This window comes from Pseudoxanthomonas sp. SL93 (assembly GCF_026625825.1).
Taxonomy (GTDB): Bacteria; Pseudomonadota; Gammaproteobacteria; order Xanthomonadales; family Xanthomonadaceae; genus Pseudoxanthomonas_A.
The window spans coordinates 813138-833931 of record NZ_CP113065.1; the positions used below are offsets into that span (position 1 = coordinate 813138).

A 20794-nucleotide genomic window follows, 5' to 3' on the forward strand; every position below is an offset into this window, starting at 1 on the left:
CGTGCTGCTTGCTCAAGACAGCGCCCGTTTCCATTGCTGAGCGGCCATCTTGGCCTTTGCAGGGCGTGCTACCGGGGACGCCTGCATCATGCGCGCCGCGTCTCACATTCACAGTCGGGGTTTGCCGCAGGGGCGTGTAGGAATATTCCTACACATCCTGTCGGCACTCATGCGAACAGCGCGTTGATCGCCCCATAGCCCATGGCCTGTGGATCCGGCAACGCCGTGCGGTCCGCGTGCAGGAATGTGTCGACCTGCCCGCGCAGTTGCCCGTACATCGATTCCGCCAGTGCCGAGCCGGTACTGATCCGGCGCACGCCCCAGGCCTGCAATGTGTCCAGCGCCTGCAGCTGCGGGCGCAGCATCACGTTCAACGGCATGCCCGCCTCGGTGGCAAGCCGACGGATGCCATCCGCATCGACCAGGGCGGGCACGAAGAGCCCGTCTGCCCCGGCTTCGCGATAGCGCGCGGCGCGCGCGAGCACTTCGCCGATGCGCGCGTGGTCGGCGACCAGCGAACGCAGGAACACATCGGTGCGCGCGTTGATGAAGACATCCACGCCGTGCGCCAGGCAGGCCTCGCGTACATGGCGGATCTTGGTGGCGAGCAATGCGGGATCGCCAGCGCCATCCTCCAGGTTGATGCCGGCCACACCAGCGCGGACCAGTTGCAGCACGGTATGCGCCACCGCAGCAGGATCGTCCGAATAGCCGCCCTCGATATCGATGGTCAGCGGCACGCGAACGACACGGGCGATGCCGGCGACGGCCTCGGAAAACACACTGATCGGCAGCTGGTCACCGTCCGGATAGCCCTGTGACCAGGCCAGCCCGGCACTGGTGGTGGCGACAGCAGGCGCGCCTACGCTTTCGATCAGGCGCGCGGTACCTGCATCCCAGGCGTTGGCCAGCCTGAGCAGGCCGTGCTGGTGCAGGTGGCGGAAACGGGCGGCGGCAGTGGGAAGGGCATCCATGGCAGGGCATCAGGCGGCGACAGGAATCGCCAGCTTGCCATGCGGCGGGGCGGGCGACTCACCGCATACGGACATCAACCCTGCGTGGCTGTCCCCGGCTTCAGGCGCAGAGGCGCATGCCGTTGAACAAGCGCCATTTGCCGTCACCGCCTTCGACGTTGATGGCGTACTCCAGCCCCTGCTGCTGTCGCTGCATGGCGAGCTTCACCGCATACCGCAGCGCAGCGCCACGGGTGGGAAACCGCAACGGCGGCGACTCGTTGATCGACAGCGCGAACGTGCCGTCGTCGGTGGGGGTGTTGAACAGGTCGAAGGTCATCATGGGGGAGATGAGAGGGAGTGCCTGATACTAAAATTACGGGCCGTACCGTGATGCAGATGCAAAATCGGGAGGACCCTTTGGCGGGCATTCAGCGATGTGCATCAGACGTTGGAAAAAACGTGCGCTGCGGCTGAACCGTCTACACACGGTCTTCGCAATCCCGAACGTATAAAACGCGGCAGTGGTTGGCACGCGGATCCACCCCTTCCGCCGCCAGTTCCCTCCTCACCGAGCCCTTGCGGCCGACGACCCGGGAGCCACGAGAGAACCAAACGCAGCGCAACGGACATCCCCCTGTTCCTTGCTGCGCCTGGCGGTCGATCGCGAGTCCGACACCGTCGCCGTCCGGAGAGCCAGGCGTGTTCTCGTACTGAAACATCAGCAGCCAGCAACAAGAACGGGCCCCTCGGGGCCCGTTGTCGTTTGCAGCGGGGGAGCGGGACGTCAGTGCCGGGCGGCGGCGTCCCACGCGCGCAGCCCGGTTTCCACCACGGTCAACGCGTCGTCCACCTGGCTGCCGTCGAGTTCGGCGACCGTGTCGCGCGGGCTGTGGATCACCTGCATCACCTTGGGCACCTGCGCGGGCTTGCCGCCACCGAACACCTCCAGAATGGGCGAGATCTCGTCGCCAGCCACCAGCGAGAACGACACCGCCGGCCAGCCGGCTTTCAGGAAGGCCAGGTGGTCGGTGGGGGGGTACTTGTCGCCGGGCGAGAAGCCGAGCTTCTGCCGGGTGCTGGCGGCCCGCAGCGCGTCGACCAGCGGCGTGTCGGCGTCCGGCGACATCATCCACAAGGTGTCGCCCCAGCCGAACACATCGAAGTTGACGTACAGCGCGGGCTTCTCGCGACCGGGCGTGGTGACCCAGGCGTGCGAGCCCAGCAGGCCCAGTTCCTCGAGGTCCCAGAACACCACCTGCACGCGATGGTGGGCCAGCGGTCTGGCCTGCAACGCAGCGGCCAGTTCCAGCACCGCGGCCACGCCGGAGGCGTTGTCGGTGGCGCCATGCCCCACCTCCACCTGGTCGTAGTGGGCGCCGATCAGCAGCAGCGGCGCATCGGCCGCTCCGCCCAGGTCGGCGACCAGGTTGGTGCCGGACTTGCCATTGCGCTCGAAGGCTTCCTTCTTCCACGGCACGCCGAGTGCCGTCAGGCGTTGACCGATGGCATCCGCCCGCGCGCTGCTCTGCGCATGGGCGCTGATCTGCTGCACCTGGGTTTCCCAACGCTGGGAAACGGCGGTGTCGGCGCAGGCGGGCAGGGCGATGGTCAGCGACAACAGGCAGGCACAGGCGAGCAGCGATGGACGACGCAACATGGAAGGATCCCCGATGGAAGGGCCCGAGTATGCCGCAATGTGCTTGTCTGTTCGCGTGCGGGCGCGGGTAGGCGGCATCGAATGTAACTTGCTAGGCCCGCATGGCCGGACTAGTCTCGCCACACCCCCGTTCCGGAACCTGCATGCGATGACCATCCGCGTTTTCCTGATCGACGACCACGCGCTGGTGCGTACGGGCATGCGGCTGATCCTGGGTACGGATCCGGACATCGAAGTGATCGGCGAAGCGGAGACCGGCGAGATCGCACTGCCGCAGATCCGGCAGATGAAACCCGATGTGGTGCTGTGCGACCTGCACCTGCCCGGTTACAGCGGGCTGGAGGTCACCGAGCGCATCGTGCGTGGCGAACCCGGGCCGCGCGTGATCATCGTGTCGGTGCTGGAGGACGGGCCATTGCCCAAGCGGCTGCTGGAGGCGGGTGCGTCCGGTTACATCGGCAAGGGTGGTGATGCGGCGGAACTGATCCGTGCGGTGCGCGATGTGGCGCGCGGCAAGCGCTACCTGGGCGTCAACGTTGCGCAAAACCTGGCGTTGCATACGGTGGGCGGGGATGCTTCGCCCTTCGATGCGCTGTCGCCGCGCGAACTGGAAGTGGCGATGCTGCTGACCCAGGGGCTGCGGCAGGAAGAGATCGCCAAGCGCCTGAGCCTGAGCGCGAAGACGGTGAACACGCACAAGACCCGCCTGTTCGAGAAGACCGGCGTGCAGGACAACATCGCCCTGGCACGGCTGGCCGCGCAATGGGGCCTGTCGGACCCGTCCCGCGCGCTCTGATGCCGTCGCATCGGCGGCCGTCGATGCCCGCTTTTCCCTGACCTGAAACGACACTGGCCGCTTTCGCGGCCAGTGTCGGGTGAAGCGCGGCGCCTGGATCAGGCGCTGCGTTCGTTGTTGCCTTCGTCGCCCTCGGGCTTGTCGGCCGTGTCGTCATCGTTGTGCGCGATGACCGGCGGCGCGGCGGGTTCTTCCACCGGCTTGGGCGTCGGCACGGGTTCGAACAGGCTACGCGTCACCGAGGCCGGCGTATCCGCATCGGCCACGAAGAACAGCGAACCCGTGCTGCCGCGCGGCGCTGCCGGAGCGGCAGGCTTGGCGACGGGTGCCTGAGGCGCCACGGCAGGCGCAGCCGCGACGACAGGGGTTTCCTGCGTCGGCTCGACGGGCGGCGTTTCGAGAACCGCGGGGGCGTTTGCCACGACGGGAGCAGCGATCTCGGGTGCCGGGGCTTCCACCGGTGTGGCCTGGACCGGCGCGATGACCGCTACTTCCACCACGGGTGCCGGCACCGGCGCGGCGACGGCTTCAATCACCGGTGCGGGTTCCGCGGCGATCTGGGCCTTGGCCTGTTCGACCACGGCGACGCCGACCGGCGCTTCGGCCTGGACGGTGGCAGCAACTTCGGCCTTGGCTTCGACGCTGATCGGTGCGGGCGTCTCGAAGACCGCCGGCGCGGCGGCCGCCACCGGTTCTGCGACGGGCGACGATGCGACGACCGGAGCCGCGGCGATGGCGGTCACCGCCACGGCGGCGGCGCGTTCGCGCGGGGCGGGCGTGGCGACGGGCACGACGGTGTCGTCGTCGAAATCGAACTCGGGCTGCGAGCGGCTGGCCACCGGAGCGGCTTCATCGCTGCCCAGGTCGTCCATGGCCATCTCGTCGCCGGCGCCGGCGGCTTCGCCATTGCCACGACGGCGGCGACGGCCACCACGGCGGCCACGACGGCGGCGACCACCTTCACCGGTTTCACCGGCCTCGCCGGAGGCGACGGCGCCTTCGGCGCCTTCCGCGATCAGCTCATCGGCATCGGCTTCGGCCGATGCGGTTTCCTGCAGCTTGGCCGGCGAAGGCGCGGCGACCGGACGTGCGGTTTCGGTGGCCACGATGGCGGCCGCCGCGACGGGAGCGACCTGCACGATGCCGTCGGCGTCCGCCACCACCGCATCGGGCTTGGCCGGCTTGGGGGCGTCGGCCGGGCGCGGCGACGGATTGCGCGGGGCGTTCGCGTTGCCGCCGGCATTCTGCTGCGGCTTCGGTGCCTTGGGCTGCTGCGGCGGGTTCTGCGGCTTCTGGCCCTGCGGCTGTGCCTGCTTCTGCGGCTGCTGATCACCGCGCGGCTTCTGCGCCTGCGCCTGGCCGCCCTGCGGCTTGCGCTCGTCGCGACGCTGCTGCGGCTGGCCGCCTCGGTCCTGGCGTTGCGGGCCGCGGCCTTCACGGTTGTCGCGGTTTTCGCGGCGACCGTTGCGGTCGTTGCGGTCACTGCGCTGGCGGCCATCCTGCTGCGGACGTGCCTGCGGTGCCGGCGCGGCGGCTTCATTGCCACCGAGCAGGCGCTTGAACCAGCCGATCACCCCACCACTGGCCGCAGGCGCGGCAGCGACGACGGGCGCGACGACCGGGGCGGGAGCGGCGAACGCCACGGGGGCTTCGCGTTCCTCGCGCACCGGGGCCGGCTGGGCGTGCTTGACGTGGGTGACGGCAGGCGCGGCCGGGATGTTGAGCTGCGCCTTGGTCAATGCATGCACCGGCAGCTTGCGTGGCGTACCACGCTGGTAGCTGGGCTTGCTGCTTTCCTCGCCGAGCTCGTTCTCGCGGATGCGGGTGACCTCGTAGTGCGGGGTATGCAGGGACTCGTCGGCAACGATGATGACGGGCGCGTCGTGGCGCTGCTCGATCTCGCGCAGCGCGCTGCGCTTCTCGTTGAGCAGGAAGTTGGCGATCTCGAGCGGGGCCTGGATCAGCACCTGCCCGGTGTTGTCCTTCATCGCGTGCTCTTCGGCCACGCGGATGATCGACAGAGACAGCGACTCGACGCTGCGCATGCGGCCATGGCCTTCGCAGCGCGGGCAGACGATCTGGCTGGACTCGCCCAGCGACGGACGCAGGCGCTGGCGGCTCATCTCAAGCAGGCCGAAGCGCGAGATGCGGCCGATCTGCACGCGGGCGCGGTCGTACTTCAGCGCGTTCTGCAGCTTGTTCTCGACTTCGCGCTGGTGCTTGTTGCTCGACATGTCGATGAAGTCGATCACCACCAGGCCACCCAGGTCGCGCAGGCGCAGCTGGCGGGCCACTTCCTCGGCCGCTTCCATGTTGGTGTGGAACGCCGTCTCTTCGATGTCGCCGCCCTTGGTGGCGCGCGCCGAGTTGACGTCGATCGCGGTCAGGGCTTCGGTCTGGTCGACCACGATGGAGCCGCCGGAGGGCAGGCGGACGTTGCGTTCGTAGGCGCCTTCGATCTGCGATTCGATCTGGAAGCGGTTGAACAGCGGGATGTCGTCCTTGTACGCCTTCAGCTTGCGCAGGTTGTGCGGCATGACCTGCTGCATGAACTCGCGGGCGGTTTCGTACAGTTCGTCGGTGTCGACCAGGATCTCGCCCACGTCGCTGCGCAGGTAGTCGCGCAGGGCGCGCACGATCAGGCGGCTTTCCTGGTAGATCAGGAACGGGGCCGGCTTGGTCAGCGCCGCTTCGGCGATGGCCTTCCAGACGCTGAGCAGGTAATCCAGGTCCCACTGCAGCTCTTCGGCATCACGGCCGACGCCGGCGGTGCGGATGATCACGCCCATGTCGTCGGGAATGGCCAGCGCATCCATCGCCTTCTTCAGCTCGGCCCGGTCGTCGCCCTCGATGCGGCGCGACACGCCACCGGCGGTGGGCGAGTTGGGCATCAGCACCATGTAGCGGCCGGCCAGCGAGATGAACGTGGTCAGGGCGGCGCCCTTGTTGCCGCGCTCGTCCTTGTCGACCTGCACGACGACTTCCTGGCCTTCCTTCAGCAGCTCGCGGATGCCGGCCTTGTTGTGGTCGACGCCGGCCTGGAAGTAATCGCGGGAGATTTCCTTCAGCGGCAGGAAGCCATGGCGGTCCGCGCCGTAATCGACGAAGGCGGCTTCCAGGGAGGGCTCGAGCCGGGTGATGCGGCCCTTGTAGATGTTGGACTTCTTCTGTTCCTTCGACGGCTGTTCGATATCGATGTCGTACAGGGTCTGACCGTCGACGATGGCCACGCGCAGCTCTTCGGCCTGCGTAGCGTTGATCAACATGCGTTTCATGGTGCGTTCCTCGCGCGCTGCTACCGCGCGGAACGCCATGGCGTTTCGCCTCTGGAACGGTACGCCGCCCCTTGCGCAGGCGCAGCGGGGTGGGTCGGGTTTCCAGCGCTACGACACCACGGCAGGCCGCGGGAGCGCTTATTTCTAATGTGTGTTGCGGGCCGGCGGCAGCTTCCGGAAGGGTCGCGCCGCGCGGGACATGTTCAGCCACAGGTGCCGTCACGCACCTGGCGGTATCCGGGCTTGCCGATGAGCCGCTAACATGGCCGCCCCTGGGGCGGTGGCCGCGCACTTGCCGGAGACGCGGGGAGCCGGGCTTCTGGCCCATGGAACAACTCCCTGCGAAATCAAACCCTTATCTCGCCCGCCGAGTGTAACAGAATGAATGGTATGAACCCCAGCCCCCCCTCCGACAAACCGGCCACGGTCGCCAAGTCCGCCGTGCGCACCATCAAGGTGCCGGAAGACCGTGGCGGCCAGCGCCTGGACAACTTCCTGCTGGGGCAGCTGAAAGGGGCGCCGCGCAGCCTGGTCTACAAGCTGGTGCGCAGCGGCCAGGTGCGCGTCAACGGCGGCAGGGCCAAGGCAGAGCGCAAGCTGGAAGGGGGGGACGAGGTCCGTATTCCCCCCGTCAGTCTCGCGGAGACGGGAGACAAGACGCCGCCGCCGACCGGGTTCCTGAAGCGGATGGAGGCGGCGATTGTGTTCGAGGACGCACGCCTGCTGGTGATCAACAAGCCTTCCGGCGTGGCGAGCCACGGCGGCAGCGGCATCAGCCACGGCGCCATCGAGACCATGCGGGTGCTCCGGCCCAACCAGACGCTGGAACTGGTCCACCGCCTGGATCGCGATACCTCGGGCCTGCTGATCATGGCCAAGAAGCGCTCCGCATTGTCCGAACTGCAGGCGCTGCTGCGCGAGGACAGCGAGAACGGCGCGCGTGGCATCGAAAAGCGCTACCTGACGCTGCTGGTCGGCCGGATGCCCGATGGCGTGATGAGCGTGGATGCGCCGCTGCACGTCGGCCTGCGCCAGGGCGGCGAGCGCCACGTGCAGGTCAACGCGAACGGCAAGGAATCGCTGAGCCACTTCCGCGTGCTCGAGCGACGCGGCGGTCATTCCTACTGCGAAGTCCGCATCGAGACCGGTCGCACTCACCAGATCCGCGTGCATGCGCAACACCTGGGCCATCCCGTCGCGGGGGATGACAAGTACGGCGACGAGGCCGCCAACAAGCGCCTGCGCGAACAGGTCGGACTGAAGCGGCTGTTCCTGCATGCGGCATCGCTGCAGTTTGCGCTGGACGCGGGCAAGACGCCCTACGTGCTCAATGCGCCGCTGGCGGATGAACTGGCCGAGGTGTTGAACCGGTTGGGGTGACGCGCGCCCGCGATGTGCGGACGCTCAGTGCCAGAGTCCGAGCACCAGCCCGAACAGCGTGAACTGCAGGGTGTGGTAACCGCCGTCGATCAGCCACAGGCGCAGGCTGCGCTGTGCGAACAGATAGTTGATGCCGAAGCTGGCGGCGACGAAGCATGCGCCCACCATCGCGCCGGTGCAGGTCGCATGCAGCAGTTCAGGCCGCGGGCCCAGGAAGCGCGCGAACACGTACGCGGCCAGCAGCGAGAACACGAACGCACCGCCGAAGATCTTCGCCGGGTGGCCCTTCTGCTGCGGGTCCATGCCGGCGGCACGGTTCCAGGCGTTGCCGAACAGCGGGCCGTACCACACGCCCCCCAGCAGGAAACTCGACGCCGCGGCAACGACCACGGCCCAGTAGTTGATGTCGTGCATCGTGGGCTCCCTGTCGGGTGGCGATCAGCCGGGCGTGCCTTGCGCGAAGCAGCGCGTGGGCTTTTCCAGTACCGGCGGGAAGTTCACCGGCACCGTGATGGTGTGGCTCACGGCCTTGCCGTTGCGCGTCGCGGCGCGGAACTTCCAGGTGCGCACTGCCTCGAGCGCGGCCTTGTCCAGTGCCGGGTGCCCGCTGCTCTGCGCCTGCGCGACCTGCGACGGCACGCCATCCTGTTCGATGGTGACGCGCAGCACCGTGGTGCCGCCATCACTGTTGCACTCGGCTTCCGGCGGGTAGGCCGGCGGTGGCGTTTCGATCGCGGCCAGCTCGGTCGGCGCGATGGCCGGGGCGGCGGGCGGCTCGCTGGTGCCACCGCAGCCGGCCAGCACCAGCGCTAGGGAAACCGCGGACAGGCGTTGGAAGGAAAGCATGCGCATCAGGCTTCTCCCAGTAGTGCGCTGGCCTTCGCCGCGCAGATGAAGTCGTTTTCGCTCAGGCCGCCGACATCGTGGGTGGAATAGCGCACGACGGCACGGTTGTAGTGCACGCCCAGGTCGGGATGGTGGTCCTCGGCATGGGCGATGAAGGCCAACGCGTTCACGTAGGCCATGGTTTCGTAGTAGTTGGCGAACGGGAATGTCCGCACCAGTGCATGGCCTTCCTCGGCCAGTTCCCAGCCGGGCACCTGCGGCAGCAGTTCCGCGACGCGGGCGGGCGACAGACGGTGTTCGCTGCCGCGCAGCGGCATGCAGTGGGCCTGGGCAAGCGGGATGAGATCGGACATGTGTATCCTCCGGCGTACGGGCCAGCTGAACGTTGGCCGACGACTGGCAGTTGAGTGTGAGCGCCTTGCAGGCAGATGGCTAGAATACCCGCATGATCCAGATTTCCGACAGCGCACAGGCGCATTTCCGCAAGCTGATCGAGCGCGAGGCCCTGCCGGGCCTGGGCGTTCGCCTGAGTGCGGTCCATCCGGGTACGGCGCAGGCCGATGCGCGCCTGGAGTTCTCCGAACCGCGCGACCTGATGGGCGATGAGTGGGCGGTGGACTGCGACGGCTTCACGCTGTACGTGGACGCCAACAGCGTGCACTGGCTGGATGGCGCCGAGATCGACTACGTGATGAAGGGCGCCAATGCGCAGCTCACCATCAAGGCGCCGCGCATCAAGGGCGAAGCGCCGGCCGATTCGGCCTCGCTGGTGGAACGGGTGCGCTGGGTGGTGGACAACGAAGTGAATCCGCAACTGGCCCAGCACAAGGGGCGGGTCGCGGTGGAGGAAGTCAGCGGCGATGGCGTGGTCTGGCTGCGCTTCGGCGGTGGTTGCCATGGCTGCGGCATGGCCGACGTGACCCTGAAGCAGGGCATCGAGAAGACCCTGATGGCGCGCGTGCCCGGCGTCACCGCAGTGCGCGACATCACCGACCACGAGACCGGTGACGCGCCTTATATTCCCCGCGACAACGCGGCCTGACGGTCCCCGGCGCCGGTGACGAAAGCCGCCGACCTGATCGCCGCGCTGCTGCCGCGCAAGGCAGCGCCCATGCTGGAACGCCACACCGGCCTGCCTTATGGCTGGGGCCTGTGGATGCGGGCATTGCCGGCGCGGCTGGGCGTGGTCACGCGCGAGAAGGCCGATGCGGTGATCCTGCTGCTGGCGCAGCGCCCGCCGCGTCCCGCCGATCCGGTGGCCCCGGTGCTCAGTCGGGTGCAGGCCTGGCGGTCGTTGTTCTACCAGGGCTGGGAGCCGCCGCCCCGCGAAGAGCGGGGCCTGCGCTGGTTCGCCGGCTTCAGCAGCACGCTGCTGCACGTCGGCTTCTTCCTCTTCCTGTTGTGGGTGGCGCTGGTACAGGTGCCGCCACCGCCGACCGACGCCGGTGACAGCAGCCGCGTGCGGCTGGAGATCGTGGGCGACGGCACGCCGGAAGAAATGGGCGGCGGTCCGCCTGCCGCGGAGCCCACGCCGCAGACCGCTCAGTCGTCGCCCTCGCCGGAAAGCGGCGGCGCGCCTGCTCCGCGTTCCGCGCCGCAGCCCGATGTCAGTACGCCCACGCTGAGCGCCGAGATCCCGGAGCTGACTCCGCGCGACGTGCCGGAACCAACGATCGCATCGCAACCATTGCAGGTGACCGAAGTACCCGAGCCCACCCGGGCCTTCGTGCTCCCGCCACCGACGCCCCGCGTTCCGGACGTGGTGGCGCCAGCGGTGCGGGAGGCCGGCGTGCCCACCCGCGAGATCCCCACGCCCGTGCAGGCCCCGCCGGTCAGGCGCGACCTGCCGCCCCGTCCGGTCGACGTCCCTCAGGTCGCAACCCGGGAGGCCGAGATCCGCGAGCGCGAAGTGCTGGCGCCTGCGCCCCAGGTGCGCGAAGTGCAGGTCCCGCGCCGGGAGATCGCCCCGCGCCCGATCGCCGCACCGGAAGCCACCGTCCGCCAAGCCGAAGTGCGTGCGCCCGCGCCGCGACCGGCTGCACCTGCACCCGCGCCGTCACCTGCGCCCCAGGGCGCCACGGCCAGCACGCCCTCGCGGGCGCCTTCACCGTCGGCGGGCACACCCGCGACACGCGGAAGCCAGCCCGGCGCCACGGCATCCGGCCCCGCGGCGGCCAACCGGCCCGGAGGCTGGGCAACGCCGCAGCGGGGCGATGACTGGGGTGCTTCCAACCGGAACGTCGCAGGCGACAGCGGCGCGGACGGCGGCCAGAAACCCGGCCTCTACAACGCCGATGGCAGCCTGCGGGTGCCGGACGGCGCGGGTACCGCGACGGCTGACCGGGGCGCCCCCGGCGGCGAGAACGATGCGTGGACGCGTGAGCGGCTGGAGCAGTCCGGCACCTGGTTGCAGCGGCCTCCGTACGACTACGAGCCCACCAGTCTCGACAAGTACTGGGTGCCCAGCGAATCGCTGCTGGCGGAATGGGTGCGGCGCAATGTGCGCGAGATGGAGATCTCCATTCCCGGCACCAACCTCAAGCTGAAGTGCAAGATTTCCGTGCTGCAGCTTGGCGGCGGTTGCGGTCTTGGCAGCCTGTTCCCGGATCCGCCGGTCGCGCGCCCGCCGCCCGAGATTCCGGTCAAGCGCACGCCGATTCCCACCGACAGTTGAGGGCCGCGGATGGTGGGGGGTACGTCGCGAACGGGCACCGCGATCTGCCAGCGCGACTAGTGTCGCCTTGCACATGTCCTGCCCCAAAAGAAAACGGAGCCTTGCGGCTCCGTTTCTGCTTTCGCGACGAGGGGCGAAGGCTGACTAGTGGACGCCGTGCAGGTCGCGCAGCTGCGAGGGACGCGAACCGAAATACGCTGCCAGGTCCGAGATGTCCTGGTCGCTGAGGTCCGCGGCCTGCGGGGTCATCAGCGCGTGCTGGCGGTCACCCGAACGGTAGGCCTGCAGCGCATGCGCCAGATAGTCGGCGTACTGGCCGCCCAGCTTGGGGTAGACGTCGTCGATCGGCGCATTGCCTTCGGCGCCGTGGCAGTCCACGCAGCTCTGGCCAGTGGCCTTGCCCTTGGCCTTGGCCAGTTCCTCGCCCTTGGCAATGTGGCCCTTGGGCAGGCCGGCGGACGAACTGGAGCCGTGCTCACCGCTGGCGTGGCCAGGGTTCTCGGCTGCGGCCTCGGAAGTCTCCTTGTTGGAGCATGCCACCAGGGCGAGGGCAGCGAGCAGGGCGATGGCTAGACGCTGGGCGTGCTTGGCGTTGGGCATGGTGGGATTACTTGACCGTAGAAAGGAATGCGGCGATGTCGGCGATGTCCTGGTCGGAGAAGCTTTCCGACTGGGCCTGCATCGTGGGGTGCTTGCGGTTGCCGTTGCGGTACTCGGTCAGCGCGTTGGCCAGATAGTCGGCCGACTGCCCGCCGATGCGCGGCACGTGGAAGTTGGGGTAGGCATTCTTGTACCCGGTGATGCCGTGGCAGCCCTGGCAGGTATAGGTCAGGGTACGGCCGGTCTCGGCGTTGCCGACCAGCGGCTTGGCGGCGGCCGGAGCGGCTGCGGCGGGCGCAGCGGCTTCGGTCGGGGCCGGCGCGACGGCCGACGGGGTTTCCTGTTGTGCAGTCAGGGCAGCCAGGGGAAGGGCGGCCAAGGCAAGGCAAGCGGCGAGCGGCAGCGGTCGCATCATGTCGTAATCCGGGACTCTCAAGTTGCGCGCGCCACGTACCACCGCAGCGCTTGGCTTTCGCAAGTATAGCGTGCGAGTCACACGGGCCGCCATCCGCCGGACGGCGCGCCGCTGGCGTGGGCATGGCATAGGCTGCAACGGAACAGCTGCGTCGTGTGTTTCGGCATGGGCGTGCCATGTCCGGTACGCCTGTCGTTGGCCGACACGCAGACACGCAACCCTTGGCGACGGGCATGCATCCCAACCCGATGTCCATCGCGGGCGGGTATGCCAGCGGGCACGTAGCACCCCGCACGACGCAAGTCACCATGACCTTCGGCGCATGGAAGTCGTTCATGGGTGATATACCTTCGTACAACACCTAAACAACACCACCACGGTCCCACCCTCATGTCTCGACCTGTCCAACATCCCGGCCGTCCCTACCTGCGCCTGGCGCTGGTGCCCGTCCTCTGCGGTCTCCTGGTCCTGACGGCCTGCAAGGGCGGTGGCCCCGCCGCCGAAGCCCAGGCCAAGAACGGCGAGGCCCCCAAGGAGCCCGATGCCGTCCCGGTCGAGGTGGTCAAGGCCAGCCGCCGCCCGGTGGCCGCCAGCTACAGCGGCACGGCCGCGCTGGAAGCGCTGGGCGAGTCGCAGGTGGTCGCCAAGACCTCCGGCGTCGCGCTGGCAGTGATGGTGGAGGAGGGCCAGGTGGTCCGCGCCGGCCAGGCGCTGGTCCGGCTGGACCCGGACCGCCTGCGCCTGCAGGTGGCCCAGGCCGAAGCGCAGATGCGCAAGCTGGAGAACAACTACCGTCGTGCGCAGCAGCTGGTGGGCCAGCAGATGATCAGCGCCAACGACGTCGACCAGATCAAGTACGACCTGGACAACGCCCGCGCCATGTATCGCATGGCGGCGCTCGAACTGTCCTACACCACGGTGACCGCGCCGATTTCCGGCGTGGTGGCCTCGCGCTCCATCAAGACCGGCAACTTCGTGCAGATCAACACGCCGATCATCCGCATCGTCGACGAATCGCGCCTGGAAGCGACCTTGAACGTCTCCGAACGCGAGCTCTCCAAGTTGAAGGCGGGCCTGCCGGTGGCGCTGGCCGTCGACGCGATGCCGGGCAAGGTGTTCCAGGGTACGGTGGACCGCATTTCGCCGGTCGTCGATTCTGGCAGCGGTACGTTCCGCGTGGTCTGCTCGTTCGGCAGTGACGGCGTGCTGCAGCCCGGCATGTTCGGCCGCATCAAGATCGACTACGACCAGCGCGCCGATGCGCTGGTGGTACCGCGCGTCGCGCTGCTCGACGACGGCGACCCGGCCGTGTTCGCGGTGCGCGGCGGCAAGGCCGCGCGCGTGCCGGTGAAGATCGGTTACGTGGATGGCGAATGGATCGAGGTGCGCGAAGGCCTGAAGCCCGGCGACCAGGTGGTCACCGCCGGCAAGGTGGCGCTGCGTGAGGGCAGTGCGGTGCAGGTGATCGGCGCCGAGCCCGCCAAGGTGGCCGCCAAGGCCGAGAACGCCAAGACTGTCGGAACCAAGCAATGAGCGCGCCCGGCCACGTTCCCGGGGAGCACGAGCCCCACGCGGCGGGCGGCGATGGCAGCATGGGTGGCGGACTGGTCGAGTTCTCCACCCGCCGCCGCGTCACCGTGGCGATGTTCTGGATCACGATGTTCCTGTTCGGCGTGATCGCGCTGTTCTCGCTGAAGGTCAACCTGCTGCCCGACCTGAGCTATCCCACCCTGACCGTGCGCACCGAGTACACCGGTGCCGCGCCCTCCGAAATCGAGACCCTGATCAGCGAGCCGGTGGAAGAAGCCGTCGGCGTGGTCAAGAACCTGCGCAAGCTGAAGTCGGTCTCGCGTACCGGCCAGAGCGACGTGGTGCTGGAGTTCGCCTGGGGCACGGACATGGACCAGGCCAGCCTGGAAGTCCGCGACAAGATGGAAGTGCTGCAGTTGCCGCTGGAAGCCAAGGCACCCGTGCTGCTGCGTTTCAATCCGTCGACCGAGCCGATACTGCGCCTGGCCCTGGCCAACAAGCAGGAGCCGAAGAACGACGCGGACGCCGTGCGCCTGCTCACCGAGCTGCGCCGTTACGCCGATGACGACCTGAAGAAGAAGCTCGAGCCCGTCGACGGCGTGGCGGCGGTCAAGGTCGGCGGTGGTCTCGAGGACGAAATCCAGGTCGACATCGACCAGCAGAAACTCGCCCAGCTGAATCTGCCGATCGATACCGTCATCCAGCGCCTGCAGCAGGAGAACATCAACATCTCCGGCGGCCGGCTGGAAGAAGGTTCGCAGCGCTACCTGGTGCGCACCGTCAACCAGTTCGCGACGGTCAACGAAATCCGCGAAATGCTGGTCACCACGCAGAGCGGTGGCGACAACGCCGCGGCGTCCGCGGCAGCGCAGATGGCCGCCATCGCGGCCTCGACCGGCTCGGCCGAAGCGATGGCCGCGGCCGCTTCCGTGCAGAGCGCATCGTCGGGCGGCAGTTCGACGGTCGCCGGCGGCATGCCGGTCCGCCTGAAGGACGTCGCCGACGTGCGCCAGGGCTTCAAGGAACGCGAGGCGATCATCCGCCTCGGCGGCCGCGAAGCCGTCGAGCTGGCGATCTACAAGGAAGGCGACGCCAATACGGTGGCCACGGCCCAGGCGCTGAAGGCCAAGCTGGAACAGATCAAGAACCAGACCCCACCGGATGTCGAACTGACCATCATCGACGACCAGTCGCTGTTCATCGAACACGCCATCTGGGACGTGCAGAAGGACGCGATGATCGGCGGCGTGCTGGCGATCCTGATCATCTTCCTGTTCCTGCGCGATGGCTGGAGCACGTTCGTGATCAGCCTGTCGCTGCCGGTCTCCATCATCACCACGTTCTTCTTCATGGGCGAGCTGGACCTGAGCCTCAACGTGATGTCGCTCGGCGGCCTGGCGTTGGCGACGGGCCTGGTGGTCGACGACTCCATCGTGGTGCTGGAGAGCATCGCCAAGGCACGAGAGCGTGGCCTGGGCATCCTCGAAGCGGCGATGGTCGGTACCCGAGAAGTCAGCATGGCGGTGGTGGCGTCCACGCTGACCACGATCGCCGTGTTCCTGCCGCTGGTGTTCGTGCAGGGCATCGCCGGCCAGCTGTTCCGCGACCAGGCGTTGACGGTGGCGATCGCCATCGGCATTTCGCTGGTGGTGTCGATGACGCTGATCCCGATGCTGAGTTCGCTGAAGGGTCGTCCGCCGCTGGCATTCCCGGATGAACCGGCACATCCGCAGTGGCGCCCCGATTCGCGCTGGCAGAAGCCGCTGGCGACCACGGGTCGTGGCGTGGGCGCGGCCGTGCGTGGATTCTTCTTCGGCATCGCATGGCTGGTGGTGCGCGCCTGGCGCGGGCTGGCCGCCGTGGTGGGTCCGGTGATGCGCAAGCTCAGTGATCTGGCGATGGCACCGTACAACCGCGCCGAAGCCGGCTACATGCGCCTGCTGCCCGCGTCGCTGCGCCGCCCCTGGCTGGTGCTGGGCTTCGCCGCCGCCGCGTTCGTGGGTTCGATGCTGCTGGTGCCGTTGCTGGGTGCGGACCTGATCCCGCAGCTGGCCCAGGACCGTTTCGAGATGACGGTGAAACTGCCGCCGGGCACGCCGCTGGCGCGCACCGATGCCGTGGTCCGCGACCTGCAGCTCAAGCACGCCAAGGATGAAGGCATCCATGCCCTGTACGGCGTGAGCGGCAGCGGTACCCGTCTTGATGCCAATCCCACGGAAAGCGGCGAGAACATCGGCAAGCTGTCCGTGGTGATGGCCGGTGGCGGCAGTGAAGAGGTCGAAACCCGCGAAACCGAGGCCCTGCGTGCGTCGATGAAGGACCATCCCGGTGCCCAGGTCGATTTCAGCCGTCCGGAGCTGCTCAGCTTCTCCGCCCCGCTGGAAGTCGAACTGCGTGGCCAGGACCTGGCCGGCATCGAACAGGCAGGCCAGAAGCTCGCCGCGCTGCTGCGTGCGAATCCGCACTACGCCGACGTCAAGTCGACGGTGGAGCAGGGCTTCCCGGAAATCCAGATCCGCTTCGACCAGGAACGCGCCGGTGCGCTGGGCCTGACCACGCGCCAGATCGCCGACGTGGTGGTCAAGAAGGTGCGCGGCGAAGTGGCGACGCGCTACAGCTTCCGTGACCGCAAGATCGACGTGCTGGTGCGTGCCCGCGAGACCGATCGCGCTTCGCTGGAAAGCATCCGCCAGCTGATCGTCAATCCGGGCAGCGCACGTCCGGTGACGCTGTCGGCGGTGGCCGATGTCGTCGCCACCACCGGCCCCAGCGAAATCCACCGCGCCGACCAGGTGCGCGTGGCCATCGTCTCGGCCAACCTGCGCGACATCGACCTGGGTGGCGCGGTGCAGGAAGTCGAGAAGATGGTGTCCGAGAATCCACTGGGCGCCGGCGTCGGCATGCACATCGGTGGACAGGGCGAAGAGCTGGCCGAATCGGTCAACTCGCTGATGTTCGCGTTCGGCCTGGCGATCTTCCTGGTCTACCTGGTGATGGCGTCGCAGTTCGAGTCCCTGCTGCATCCCTTCGTCATCCTGTTCACCATTCCGCTGGCCCTGGTCGGTGCGGTGGGCGCCCTGTTCCTGACCGGTTCGGCGGTGTCGGTGGTGGTATTCATCGGCCTGATCCTGCTCGTGGGCCTGGTGACCAAGAACGCCATCATCCTGATCGACAAGGTCAACCAGCTGCGCGAGGCCGGCGTGTCCAAGCGCGAGGCGCTGGTCGAGGGTGCCCGTTCGCGACTGCGGCCGATCATCATGACGACCTTGTGCACGCTGTTCGGCTTCCTGCCGTTGGCGATCGCGATGGGCGAGGGTGCCGAAGTGCGTTCGCCGATGGCGATCACCGTGATCGGCGGCCTGCTGGTCTCGACCCTGCTGACGCTGCTGGTCATCCCGGTCGTCTACGACCTGCTGGACCGCCGCGCAGACGAGTACTACCTGGAGCGCGGACGCCGCGCCCGCAAGGGTGCGGCACTGCCACCGGTCGGGGAGGGCGAACCCGCATGAGCGTCGCGGAGTTCAGCATCAAGCGGCCCGTGACGGCGGTGATGTTCTTCATCTCGCTGTTCGTGATCGGCCTGATCGCCGCCATCCGGCTGCCGCTGGAGGCCTTTCCGGAGGTCTCGCCGCCTTTCATCTTCGTGTCGCTGCCGTACACCGGCTCGACACCGGAGGAGGTGGAGCGCACGGTGCTGCGGCCGGCCGAGGAAGCGTTGTCGACCATGGCCGGCATCAAGCGGATGGAGTCCAACGCGAAAGCGGACGGCGCCCAGATCTTCATCCAGTTCTCCGACTGGGATCGCGATGTCGCCATCGCCGCGTCCGAGGCGCGCGAGCGCCTCGACGCGATCCGCGACGACCTGCCCGACGATCTGCAGCGCTACTTCGTCTTCAAGTTCTCCACCACCGATCAACCGGTGCTGCGGGTACGCCTGGCCAGCAAGACCGACCTGACCGGTGCGTACGACATGATCGAGCGCGAGTTCAAGCGCCGCATCGAACGCATCCCGGGCGTGGCGCGCGTGGAGGTGTCGGGCGCGCCGCCGAACGAAGTGGAAATCGCGATCAACCAGGATCGCCTGACCGCGCACAACCTGAGCCTCAATGACCTGACGACACGGCTGCAGGCGGTCAATTTCTCCATCTCCGCCGGTGTCATCAGCGACGGCCCGCAGCGCCTGCGCGTGCAGCCCGTCGGCGAACTGACCGACCTGCAGCAGCTGCGTGACCTGGTCATCGGGTCCGGCAACGTGCGGCTCGGCGACATCGCCGACGTCCGCCTGAAGCCTGCGCGGATGGACTACGGCCGGCGCCTGGACGGCCAGCCCGCCGTCGGCCTGGACATCTTCAAGGAACGCAACGCCAACCTGGTCGATGTCTCCAGCAAGGCGCTGGCCGAGGTCGAGTCGATCCGCGCCCAGCCCGAGATGAGCGACATCCAGGTCAAGATCATCGAGAACCAGGGCGACAACGTCACCTCGTCATTGCTTGAACTGGCGGAGGCCGGCGCGATCGGCCTGGTCCTGTCGATCGTGGTGCTGTGGTTCTTCCTGCGCCACTGGCCGTCGGTGTCGATGGTGACGCTGGCGATTCCGATCTGCTTCGTGATGACGCTGGGCTTCATGTACTTCGCCGGCGTGACGCTCAACATCCTGTCGATGATGGGCCTGCTGCTGGCCATCGGCATGCTGGTGGACAACGCCGTCGTCGTGGTCGAGAGCATCTACCAGGAACGCGAGAAGTATCCGGACAACCCCACCTGGGCCTCGATCGTCGGCACCCGCCACGTGGCGATCGCGCTGTCGGCGGGCACGCTGTGCCACTGCATCGTGTTCGTGCCCAACCTGTTCGGCGAGCGCAACTTCCTGAGCATCTACTTGGGCCAGATCGCGATCACCATTTCGGTGTCGCTGCTGGCCTCGTGGCTGGTCGCGGTCAGCCTGATCCCGATGATCTCGGCCCGGTTGAAGACTCCCCCCCAGGTGCGCAGCGAGACCGGCATCATCCCGCGCATGCAGAAGCGCTACGCAGGGTTCCTGCGCTGGACGCTGGAACACCGCGGCTGGAGCGTGCTGGGCATCCTGCTCATCATCGTGGTCAGCTTCGTGCCCATGAAGATGACCAAGTTCGACATGTTCGGCAACGACGGCGGTGGCGAGGCGGAGCTGTACTACCAGTGGAAGGGCGCCTACACCAAGGAGCAGATGTCGGCCGAGATCCTCAAGGTCGAACAGTTCCTCGACGCCAACCGCAAGAAGTACCGCATCAGCCAGATCTATTCGTACTTCAGCGAACAGGGTTGGGGGGGGACGCAGATCAAGTTCGATACCGAGAAGGCCAGCGAGACCAAGCCGATCGTCGAACAGTTGCGCAAGGACCTGCCGAAGTCGGCCCGCGCCAACATCGGCATCGGCGGCGACGGCGGCAACCAGGGCGGCGGCGGCCAGCCCGGCCAGAGCGTGTCGTTCCAGCTGGTCGGCGACTCGACCCAGACCCTGGCGGAAATCGCGGACGACCTGATTCCCATCCTCGCCAAGCGCAAGGAACTGCGTGACGTGCGCGTGGATGTCGGCGACCAGAACAGCGAGTTGAACGTGCGCGTCGACCGCGAGCGCGCCGCGGCCTTCGGCTTCACCTCCCAGCAGGTGGCCAGCTTCGTGGGCCTGGCCCTGCGTGGCGCACCGTTGCGCGAGTTCCGCCGTGGCGAGACCGAGGTGCCGGTGTGGGTGCGTTTCGCGGGCGCCGAAGACTACGGCACCGAAGACCTGGCCGGTTTCATGGTGCGTTCGCCGGATGGCCGCACGGTGCCGCTGTTGAGCCTGGTCGACGTGGGCATCACGCCTTCCGCCACGCAGATCCAGCGCACCAACCGCCAGACGACGCTGACCGTGCAGGCCAACCTGGCCGAGAAGGTCACCGTGCCGGACGCGCGCAAGGCCATGGAAGAGGCGCTGGAGGGCATGTCGTTCCCGGCGGGCTACAGCTATTCGTTCGACGGCAGCGCCTTCCAGGAAGACGACGAGGCGATGGGGCAGATGATGTTCAACCTGCTGATCGCGCTGGTGATGATCTACATCGTCATGGCCGCGGTGTTCGAGTCGCTGCTGTTCCCGGCGGCCATCATGAGCGGCGTGCTGTTCTCGGTGTTCGGTGTGTTCTGGCTGTTCGCGCTGACGGGCACCACGTTCGGCATCATGTCCTTCATCGGCATCCTGGTGCTGATGGGCGTGGTGGTGAACAACGGCATCGTGATGGTCGAACACATCAACAACCTGCGGCGACGCGGCATGTCGCGCACGGACGCACTGGTGGAAGGCAGTCGCGAGCGCCTGCGTCCCATCCTGATGACGATGGGCACGGCGATCCTGGCGATGGTGCCCATCGCGATGGCGAACACCCAGATGGCCGGCGACGGTCCGGCCTACGCGCCGATGGCGCGTGCGATTGCCGGCGGTCTGGCGTTCTCGACGGTGGTCAGCCTGCTGTTCCTGCCGACGATCTACGCGATCCTGGACGACATGCGCAGCGGCACCTCGCGCGTGATCGGGAAGGCCAAGCAGCGTCGCGGCGATGGCAAGCAGGCGGCCGCGGTCGCCGCCATCCACGTGGACTGAGCCCCCCGTCCAGTGTGGAAGAGGGAAACGAAAGAGCCGGGCATTGCCC

The 20794-nt window shown here is 67.8% G+C and carries 16 protein-coding genes; 7 read left to right on the top strand and 9 right to left on the bottom strand.

Annotation, left to right across the window (positions count from 1 at the left end):
• Nucleotides 1-167: 167 nt before the first annotated feature.
• The 3 genes from OVA13_RS03755 to OVA13_RS03765 all read right to left on the bottom strand — a co-directional run bounded on the left by OVA13_RS03755 (nucleotide 168) and on the right by OVA13_RS03765 (nucleotide 2613).
• Nucleotides 168-974 (bottom strand): isocitrate lyase/PEP mutase family protein, encoded by an 807-nt coding sequence (locus OVA13_RS03755; RefSeq protein ID WP_267792476.1) that lies wholly within the window; start codon nucleotides 972-974, stop codon nucleotides 168-170.
• Between the two features lie 100 nt (nucleotides 975-1074).
• Nucleotides 1075-1296 (bottom strand): DUF2188 domain-containing protein, encoded by a 222-nt coding sequence (locus OVA13_RS03760; protein ID WP_267792477.1) that lies wholly within the window; start codon nucleotides 1294-1296, stop codon nucleotides 1075-1077.
• Between the two features lie 444 nt (nucleotides 1297-1740).
• Nucleotides 1741-2613 (bottom strand): M28 family peptidase, encoded by an 873-nt coding sequence (locus tag OVA13_RS03765; RefSeq protein WP_267792478.1) that lies wholly within the window; start codon nucleotides 2611-2613, stop codon nucleotides 1741-1743.
• Nucleotides 2614-2761: 148 nt separating this feature from the next.
• On the opposite strand from OVA13_RS03765, the gene OVA13_RS03770 reads away from it, so the two are divergent.
• Nucleotides 2762-3409: a response regulator gene (locus OVA13_RS03770; RefSeq protein ID WP_267792479.1), complete on the top strand. Its 648-nt coding sequence runs from the start codon at nucleotides 2762-2764 to the stop codon at nucleotides 3407-3409.
• Between the two features lie 98 nt (nucleotides 3410-3507).
• On the opposite strand, the gene rne is transcribed toward OVA13_RS03770, so the two are convergent.
• A complete protein-coding gene (rne, locus tag OVA13_RS03775) occupies nucleotides 3508-6684 on the bottom strand; it encodes a ribonuclease E (RefSeq protein WP_267792480.1) in 3177 nt (1058 codons plus the stop codon).
• A gap of 381 nt (nucleotides 6685-7065) precedes the next feature.
• On the opposite strand from rne, the gene OVA13_RS03780 reads away from it, so the two are divergent.
• Nucleotides 7066-8064 carry an RluA family pseudouridine synthase gene (locus OVA13_RS03780; protein ID WP_267792481.1) on the top strand — a complete coding sequence of 333 codons (999 nt, stop codon included), beginning with the start codon at nucleotides 7066-7068 and terminating at the stop codon, nucleotides 8062-8064.
• 24 nt (nucleotides 8065-8088) lie between these two features.
• Here OVA13_RS03780 and OVA13_RS03785 read toward each other — a convergent pair whose 3' ends face one another.
• From OVA13_RS03785 to OVA13_RS03795, 3 genes are read right to left on the bottom strand one after another with little or no spacing between them, the layout of a single operon-like run.
• Nucleotides 8089-8478 (bottom strand): DUF1761 domain-containing protein, encoded by a 390-nt coding sequence (locus tag OVA13_RS03785; RefSeq protein WP_267792482.1) that lies wholly within the window; start codon nucleotides 8476-8478, stop codon nucleotides 8089-8091.
• A gap of 24 nt (nucleotides 8479-8502) precedes the next feature.
• Nucleotides 8503-8910, bottom strand: a complete 408-nt coding sequence (locus OVA13_RS03790) for an energy transducer TonB (RefSeq protein ID WP_267793619.1) — start codon at nucleotides 8908-8910, stop codon at nucleotides 8503-8505.
• A 5-nt stretch (nucleotides 8911-8915) separates the two neighbouring features.
• Complete coding sequence (locus OVA13_RS03795) at nucleotides 8916-9263, bottom strand: 4a-hydroxytetrahydrobiopterin dehydratase (protein ID WP_267792483.1); 348 nt, start codon at nucleotides 9261-9263, stop codon at nucleotides 8916-8918.
• Nucleotides 9264-9355: 92 nt separating this feature from the next.
• Between OVA13_RS03795 and OVA13_RS03800 the strand changes: the two genes are divergently transcribed.
• Together OVA13_RS03800 and OVA13_RS03805 are read left to right on the top strand one after the other, a co-directional pair.
• Nucleotides 9356-9952: an NfuA family Fe-S biogenesis protein gene (locus tag OVA13_RS03800; RefSeq protein ID WP_267792484.1), complete on the top strand. Its 597-nt coding sequence runs from the start codon at nucleotides 9356-9358 to the stop codon at nucleotides 9950-9952.
• Nucleotides 9953-9967: 15 nt separating this feature from the next.
• Nucleotides 9968-11584: a transmembrane repetitive protein gene (locus OVA13_RS03805; RefSeq protein WP_267792485.1), complete on the top strand. Its 1617-nt coding sequence runs from the start codon at nucleotides 9968-9970 to the stop codon at nucleotides 11582-11584.
• A 144-nt stretch (nucleotides 11585-11728) separates the two neighbouring features.
• Here OVA13_RS03805 and OVA13_RS03810 read toward each other — a convergent pair whose 3' ends face one another.
• Together OVA13_RS03810 and OVA13_RS03815 are read right to left on the bottom strand one after the other, a co-directional pair.
• Nucleotides 11729-12184: a c-type cytochrome gene (locus tag OVA13_RS03810; protein ID WP_267792486.1), complete on the bottom strand. Its 456-nt coding sequence runs from the start codon at nucleotides 12182-12184 to the stop codon at nucleotides 11729-11731.
• Between the two features lie 7 nt (nucleotides 12185-12191).
• Nucleotides 12192-12596, bottom strand: a complete 405-nt coding sequence (locus OVA13_RS03815; RefSeq protein WP_267793620.1) for a c-type cytochrome — start codon at nucleotides 12594-12596, stop codon at nucleotides 12192-12194.
• A 393-nt stretch (nucleotides 12597-12989) separates the two neighbouring features.
• On the opposite strand from OVA13_RS03815, the gene OVA13_RS03820 reads away from it, so the two are divergent.
• Genes OVA13_RS03820 through OVA13_RS03830 form a run of 3 tightly spaced genes read left to right on the top strand, consistent with a single transcriptional unit; the run spans nucleotide 12990 to nucleotide 20745 of the window.
• Nucleotides 12990-14132 carry an efflux RND transporter periplasmic adaptor subunit gene (locus tag OVA13_RS03820; RefSeq protein WP_267792487.1) on the top strand — a complete coding sequence of 381 codons (1143 nt, stop codon included), beginning with the start codon at nucleotides 12990-12992 and terminating at the stop codon, nucleotides 14130-14132.
• Nucleotides 14129-17638 carry an efflux RND transporter permease subunit gene (locus tag OVA13_RS03825; protein WP_267792488.1) on the top strand — a complete coding sequence of 1170 codons (3510 nt, stop codon included), beginning with the start codon at nucleotides 14129-14131 and terminating at the stop codon, nucleotides 17636-17638. Before OVA13_RS03820 ends, OVA13_RS03825 begins: the two co-directional genes overlap by 4 nt.
• Nucleotides 17635-20745 (top strand): efflux RND transporter permease subunit, encoded by a 3111-nt coding sequence (locus OVA13_RS03830; protein WP_267792489.1) that lies wholly within the window; start codon nucleotides 17635-17637, stop codon nucleotides 20743-20745. Before OVA13_RS03825 ends, OVA13_RS03830 begins: the two co-directional genes overlap by 4 nt.
• Nucleotides 20746-20794 lie beyond the last annotated feature (49 nt).

Bases quoted from the DNA above. Each gene is read 5' to 3' on its own strand.
- OVA13_RS03765 (WP_267792478.1), bottom strand. From the start codon at position 2,613: ATGTTGCGTCGTCCATCGCTGCTCGCCTGTGCCTGCCTGTTGTCGCTG.
- OVA13_RS03790 (WP_267793619.1), bottom strand. From the start codon at position 8,910: ATGCTTTCCTTCCAACGCCTGTCCGCGGTTTCCCTAGCGCTGGTGCTG.
- OVA13_RS03795 (WP_267792483.1), bottom strand. From the start codon at position 9,263: ATGTCCGATCTCATCCCGCTTGCCCAGGCCCACTGCATGCCGCTGCGC.
- OVA13_RS03800 (WP_267792484.1), top strand. From the start codon at position 9,356: ATGATCCAGATTTCCGACAGCGCACAGGCGCATTTCCGCAAGCTGATC.
- OVA13_RS03825 (WP_267792488.1), top strand. From the start codon at position 14,129: ATGAGCGCGCCCGGCCACGTTCCCGGGGAGCACGAGCCCCACGCGGCG.
- OVA13_RS03755 (WP_267792476.1), bottom strand. From the start codon at position 974: ATGGATGCCCTTCCCACTGCCGCCGCCCGTTTCCGCCACCTGCACCAG.
- OVA13_RS03810 (WP_267792486.1), bottom strand. From the start codon at position 12,184: ATGCCCAACGCCAAGCACGCCCAGCGTCTAGCCATCGCCCTGCTCGCT.
- OVA13_RS03830 (WP_267792489.1), top strand. From the start codon at position 17,635: ATGAGCGTCGCGGAGTTCAGCATCAAGCGGCCCGTGACGGCGGTGATG.
- OVA13_RS03760 (WP_267792477.1), bottom strand. From the start codon at position 1,296: ATGATGACCTTCGACCTGTTCAACACCCCCACCGACGACGGCACGTTC.
- OVA13_RS03820 (WP_267792487.1), top strand. From the start codon at position 12,990: ATGTCTCGACCTGTCCAACATCCCGGCCGTCCCTACCTGCGCCTGGCG.
- OVA13_RS03770 (WP_267792479.1), top strand. From the start codon at position 2,762: ATGACCATCCGCGTTTTCCTGATCGACGACCACGCGCTGGTGCGTACG.
- OVA13_RS03815 (WP_267793620.1), bottom strand. From the start codon at position 12,596: ATGCGACCGCTGCCGCTCGCCGCTTGCCTTGCCTTGGCCGCCCTTCCC.
- OVA13_RS03785 (WP_267792482.1), bottom strand. From the start codon at position 8,478: ATGCACGACATCAACTACTGGGCCGTGGTCGTTGCCGCGGCGTCGAGT.
- rne (WP_267792480.1), bottom strand. From the start codon at position 6,684: ATGAAACGCATGTTGATCAACGCTACGCAGGCCGAAGAGCTGCGCGTG.
- OVA13_RS03780 (WP_267792481.1), top strand. From the start codon at position 7,066: ATGAATGGTATGAACCCCAGCCCCCCCTCCGACAAACCGGCCACGGTC.